The 6059-nt window shown below is 48.7% G+C and carries 5 protein-coding genes; 3 read left to right on the top strand and 2 right to left on the bottom strand.

From position 1 onward, the window contains the following. Positions 1-1049: 1049 nt before the first annotated feature. The 3 genes from DWU89_RS08340 to DWU89_RS08350 are packed head-to-tail and all read left to right on the top strand — an operon-like array spanning position 1050 to position 3491. Positions 1050-1571 (top strand): ORF6N domain-containing protein, encoded by a 522-nt coding sequence (locus tag DWU89_RS08340; protein ID WP_115499192.1) that lies wholly within the window; start codon positions 1050-1052, stop codon positions 1569-1571. Positions 1572-1588: 17 nt separating this feature from the next. Then, on the top strand, positions 1589-2347 hold the full coding sequence (trmB, locus tag DWU89_RS08345) for a tRNA (guanosine(46)-N7)-methyltransferase TrmB (protein WP_115499193.1): 759 nt from the start codon (positions 1589-1591) through the stop codon (positions 2345-2347). 34 nt (positions 2348-2381) lie between these two features. Beyond that, positions 2382-3491 carry an Mrp/NBP35 family ATP-binding protein gene (locus tag DWU89_RS08350; RefSeq protein ID WP_115499194.1) on the top strand — a complete coding sequence of 370 codons (1110 nt, stop codon included), beginning with the start codon at positions 2382-2384 and terminating at the stop codon, positions 3489-3491. A 78-nt stretch (positions 3492-3569) separates the two neighbouring features. Here the strand turns inward: DWU89_RS08350 and hutH are convergent, their stop codons facing one another. Further along, entirely contained in the window at positions 3570-5060 is a 1491-nt protein-coding gene (gene hutH, locus DWU89_RS08355) for a histidine ammonia-lyase (protein ID WP_115499195.1), read from the bottom strand. Between the two features lie 31 nt (positions 5061-5091). After that, positions 5092-5715, bottom strand: coding sequence for a cyclodeaminase/cyclohydrolase family protein (locus DWU89_RS08360; protein ID WP_115499196.1), 624 nt, complete (start codon positions 5713-5715; stop codon positions 5092-5094). Positions 5716-6059 lie beyond the last annotated feature (344 nt).

A 6059-nucleotide genomic window follows, 5' to 3' on the forward strand; every position in this document is an offset into this window, starting at 1 on the left:
GGTGAACAATATATCATACTTTTTATTTAGACTCAAAAATATATATGCATAGCTCCACTATTTTTCGGGGTGATCCAGAAAAAGTGAATCAAAAGAGCAGGCTTCGTAGGGGCAGTTCGCGAACTGCCCGGGTAGCGACAAAGGACATATTTGTTGACACGGAGGGCGGTTCGCGAACCGCCCCTACGAGGTCTGTTTGTTTCATATCTGCCAAATTTTGAACCTCCTGCAACCTAATGAATATTACAATAACCCCCTTTTCGGCCGTTTTTCTATTTCATCCGAAATCTTGATCGATTTTGGATTGACTCTTTTCACGATTTAAACTTCCCTTTCTGACAATAGGAAAAACGAGGTGCGCAGCCCGTTCCGAAAAGCATACAATTTGATTATTGCAAACCGGAAACGCCGTCAAAGTGATAAACCTTAACTCCCGGAGAATCGAATATTTGAAAATAAAACGGACGGCGTTCCAAATATCCCAAGGAAATTCAGGGGCTTTTTTGCCCTAAAGACGGTCCTCTTTTTAATTATGACCGTCCAAATCGCCATTGCGACCGTGCTAATCTTCGCGAGGTGCCGAGTGCACTACACATTAGCACGGTCGTAATGGCAAAGAGGACGGTCGTAATTTGGGAAAACACTCAAAAAAGAGGAAAAAGTCCCTTTTTGAGGTCAAAAAAGCGGATTAACATTTGTTTTGTTTCAGATGTCTTTCGAACCGGGAAAATACGTTTTATACAATAAGCCCCCTCCCGAACACTCGTCGACGGCAGAGATAATTCCATCTACCGGAAAAGCGGTTTCGTCTATAATGGGAAAAGGGCTTTATTACCAAGTGTATCTTCGCCGCATAATCATAAAAAAATATACTTATGCTCCGTACAATTTTATTCATTCTTATCACCCTCCTATTCACAACAACAACTACCGGGATATATTCTTCGGCGAGTACATCGCAAAGATGGGTAAAAAGTGATAAGTCGTCCTTTGATATCCGATAGATTTCCTTATATTTGTCAATCCATTAACAATAAACAATCTTAGCTATGGAATTACAACTAATACAACAAAAGATTTTCGAGATCAGGGGATATAGAGTGATGATAGACTTTCATCTTGCCGAACTATATGAAGTTGAAAACAGAGCTCTAAAACAAGCTGTTCGCCGAAATATGGACCGGTTTCCTCCGGATTTTATGTTCCAGTTAACAAATAAAGAGGCTAACGAAATGATACACATAGGGGTATCACAATCTGTGATACCCCCCAATTACAATTTAGGGAGTAGTCTACCTTTCGCTTTTACCGAACAGGGAGTAGCGATGTTGTCTTCTATCCTAAAAAGCAAAAAAGCAATTGAAATCAATATCGGCATCATGCGGGCCTTTGTCATGCTTCGCGAACTGACAACTGGCTATGCGGAAATAAAAAAGCAACTGGATCAATTTATGCTTGATACAAACCTTCAGATCGCTGATATCTATGATATATTAAACGAAATGGCATCCAAACAAAAACAATTGGATAAACCACGCAACCCTGTAGGATTTGTCATCCCGAAAAAATAAAGTATTATCTTTGCAGCATGGGAAAGAATAAATTAGCAAAGTTTGACGACATGGCGGCTTATCCCCATGTATTTCAATATCCGTTTGCCGTACTTCAGGAAAAGGGTTTCGAGCTGAAAGGACATTGGCATGAACGGTTCTTTAAGAATGACAATCCGATCGTGCTTGAACTCGGTTGCGGGAAAGGCGAATATACGGTCGGGCTCGGCAGATTGTTTCCGGAGAAGAACTTTATCGGTGTCGATATCAAAGGCGCACGTATGTGGACGGGAGCAAAAGAGTCACTTGAAGCAGGCATGACGAACGTGGCGTTCCTGCGTACCAGCATCGAACTGATCGCCAGCTTTTTTGCAGCTGGAGAGGTGGCCGAGATATGGCTGACCTTCCCTGATCCGCAAATGAAAAAGGTGAACAAACGCCTTACCTCCACCCGCTTTATGAAGATGTACCGCGAGATCTTAGCCGGCGACGGCATCGTCCACCTGAAAACAGACAGCAACTTCATGTACACCTACACCGCGGAAATGGTAAAGGCGAACCACTATCCAGTACTGTTCAGCACCGACGACCTCTATCATTCGGACCTGGTAGACGATATCCTCTCTATCAAAACGTATTACGAACAGCAATGGCTGGACCGCGGCCTGAACATCAAATACATCAAGTTTGTTTGTGAAGAACGGGAGCAACTGGTCGAACCGGAAGTGGAGATCGAATACGATCCCTACCGCAGCTTCAACCGCAGCAAGCGGAGCGCATTAGCCTCCGGCAAATAAAGTAAAGTATAATTCATAACTCATAATTTCCAACATGGCAATATATCCCAAACTAATCATGGACGCACTGGCAAAGGTGCGTTACCCGGGAACAGGGAAAGACCTGGTTTCAATGGGCATGGTAGAAGACAACATACGGATTGACGGCAACAAGGTGAGCTTTTCGCTCCTTTTCGAGAAGCCGAACGATCCGTTTATCAAGTCGGTAGTCAAAGCAGCCGAAACAGCGATCCTCACGTATGTAGGCGAAGAGGTCGAGATCAAAGGCAATATCACGGTGGAAGCTAAACAGTTAGCACGTCCCGAACCGGACAAGCTGCTGCCGGAAGTCAAGAACATCATTGCCGTATCTTCCGGCAAGGGAGGCGTAGGCAAAAGTACGGTTGCCGCAAACCTGGCTGTCGCATTGGCCTTGCAAGGCTATAAGGTAGGGTTGTTGGATGCCGATATCTTCGGTCCTTCACAGCCTAAGATGTTCAATGTAGAAGAAGCCCGCCCCTATATGGTGGAAGTAGGTAACCGCGAACTGATCGAACCGGCAGCCAACTACGGAGTGAAGCTACTCTCCATCGGTTTCTTCGTCAATAAGGAAGATGCCGTTCTGTGGCGCGGCGCAATGGCAAGCAATGCGCTGAAACAGTTGATCGGCGATGCCAACTGGAGCGACCTGGATTATTTCCTGATCGACCTGCCACCGGGAACAAGCGATATACATCTGACAATGGTACAGACATTGGCGATCACCGGTGCCATCGTAGTCAGTACGCCGCAGGAAGTCGCGCTGGCAGACGCCCGTAAAGGGATCAGCATGTTTATGGGAGAAAAGATCAACGTGCCGGTATTGGGTCTGGTCGAAAACATGTCCTGGTTCACACCTGCCGAACTGCCGGAAAACAAATATTACCTGTTCGGAAAGGAAGGCGGCAAACGCTTAGCTGAAGAACTGAACATCCCGTTGTTAGGACAGATCCCTATCGTACAGAGCATCTGCGAAGGCGGCGACAGCGGCAAGCCCGTTGCCCTCAACCCGGACAGCATCACCGGCAAAGCATTCCAGGAATTGGCAGAAAACGTTGTCAAGCAAATCGACTATCGCAACGAACATCTGGACCCGACACAGCGGGTGGTTGTGACAAAGAAATGAAAGGATTTATGAATTGTGAATTATGAATTATGGCGACAAGCGGTATTAATTCATAATTCACAATTCATGATTCATAATTCAAAGAGTGTAGCGCCTGAGGAAGGCGACGGTCCGGTGTATCTCCGGATACATGATAATATCCTCGTCTATAAACGGGACTTCTTTGCGATAAGCCTTCAGGAACTTTTCCAATATCGGGGATGTGCGTGCCGGGCGGCGGAACTCGATGCCCTGTGCGGCGTTCATCAGCTCGATAGCGAGGATATGATCCAGGTTATCCATTATCTTAAAGAGCTTGGTCGCGGCATTGGCTCCCATGCTGACGTGGTCTTCCTGTCCGTTGCTCGACACGATCGAGTCGCTGCTGGCGGCATAGCAATACATCTTGTTCTGGCTCACCATGCTGGCAGCCGCATACTGCGGGATCATAAAGCCGGAGTTGAGACCAGGATTCGCCACCAGAAATTCGGGCAAGCCGCGAAGCCCCATGATCAACTGTGCCACACGACGTTCGGAGATGTTCCCTAACTCAGCAAGTGCGATTGCCAGGAAATCGAACGAGATAGCTAACGGCTGGCCATGAAAGTTACCGCCGGAGATTATCTTGTCCTCTTCCGGGAAGATTGTCGGATTGTCGGTCACGGAGTTAATCTCGGTCAGCAGCACACCAGAGACATAACGGATCGCATCTTTCGTCGCCCCATGTACCTGCGGGATGCAACGGAACGAATACGGGTCCTGCACATGCTCCTTCGGCCGGCTGATCAGTTCGCTGCCCTCCAATATCTCACGGAAAGCGTCGCCCGTCTCGATCTGTCCCGGATGCGGGCGCATCTGCTGGATACAATCCATAAACGGATCGATCCGTCCGTCGAAAGCCTCGAGCGACAAAGCAGCGATCAGATCCGCCCGCTTCGATACGGCAAAAGCGCGCATCAGGGCAAACACCCCGTTGGCACTCATAAACTGCGTGCCGTTCAACAGGGCTAACCCCTCTTTACTCTTCAGTTTGACAGGTTTCCAGGCAAACTCGTCCAGGACGCTGATCGCCTCCCTTTTCTTTCCCTTATAATAAACATCCCCCACTCCGATAAGCGGAAGGAATAGATTCGCCAAAGGAGCCAGGTCGCCGGATGCACCGAGCGAGCCCCGGTCATAGACGATCGGGAGCACGTCATTATTAAAGAAGTCGAGTATGCGCTGCACCGTTATCACCTGTACGCCGCTATGCCCCAACGACAGAGCATGCGCCTTCAACAGCATCATCAGGCGGACAATCACCGGACTCACCTCGTCGCCCACACTGCAAGCATGGCTCTTCACCAGATTCTCCTGCAAAGTGCTGAGTTCGTCGGGCGAAATGTTTTTGTTGCACAGAGAACCGAAACCCGTCGTAATGCCGTACAAGGGTTCGCGCTGCGTCTCGATCTTCCTATCCAGATAATCGCGGCAGCGCTGGATGCGCTCCTTCACTTCCTGGGTCAGTTCCAGCTTCATATTTCCGGTCAGTATCTCTTCGATACGCTCGAACGTCAGCGGCTCTGCCCCCACATAATGTACATTTCCCATATCTTTCAACTTTTAACTTTCAACTTTCAACTTACAACTGTTCCCTCACCCAATCCAGCAACTTCTTCTCGATCCGGATTGCCTCCGCTTCCAGGTGATCGGCCTTCTCAGACATCCGTTTGACAAACTCTTCATCCTGAATGGATGTAAGGTTGATCCGGACATTCAGCAAGGCACCTAACACGCAGGTTCGCGCTGCCATCATCGCCACACAGGCGTCTGTCACGGCATTCCGGTTACCTTTATGGGCTACATATATAATCGTTTCCATCACCGATCCGACCTCTTCTGCCACTTGCATCGGAACCATTGCGGCCTCTTTCGTGGCATCCTGGATCACCCGGCTGCGTTCAGCCTTTTCTTCCTCCGTCTCTTTCGGGAGTTTGAAGGCGGCGAACACGCGGTCATAAGCCTCACTGTCGCGATCGATATCACGGATCAAGCGTTCACGGATAAGGGCCGCTTCCGTCGCTATTGTCTTCATCTGGCCTTCCACATCGGCATATTTCTTCTTGCCGATCGTCAGGTTTGCCACCATCTCAGCCAAAGCGGCTGCGATTGCCCCGTTAAGAGCTGAGATACTTCCGCCACCCGGAACCGGTGCGCTACCTGCCGTTTCGGCCAGGAATCCTTTAATTGTCAATTCTGCAAGCATTGTGTTTTTATTTAAGATTAAACATTTTATCCTATTTTCATTTCATTGATAAATGATTATTTATCGGTGAGCAGCAGAGACCCCGTAGGGGCGGTTCGCGAACCGCCCAAATAGCGACGTTGTCTTAGGGCTGTAAGCCCGGCAGATCTCAGCCCAAGGCGTGAGCCTTGGGTTAAGGAAACGCCTCCCTCCCTCTCTTAGCCCTGTAAGGGCGGCACCGGTAACATCCTGTGTCACAATGTATCACCCTTACAGGGCTCAAAGACGGGAGGTGGTCCTATTTAAACCCAAGGCTCACGCCTTGGGCTATGATCTGTCGCCCTTACAGGGCTTTGGGCGGTTCG

It is taken from the genome of Parabacteroides acidifaciens (genome assembly GCF_003363715.1).
Lineage (GTDB): Bacteria > Bacteroidota > Bacteroidia > Bacteroidales > Tannerellaceae > Parabacteroides > Parabacteroides acidifaciens.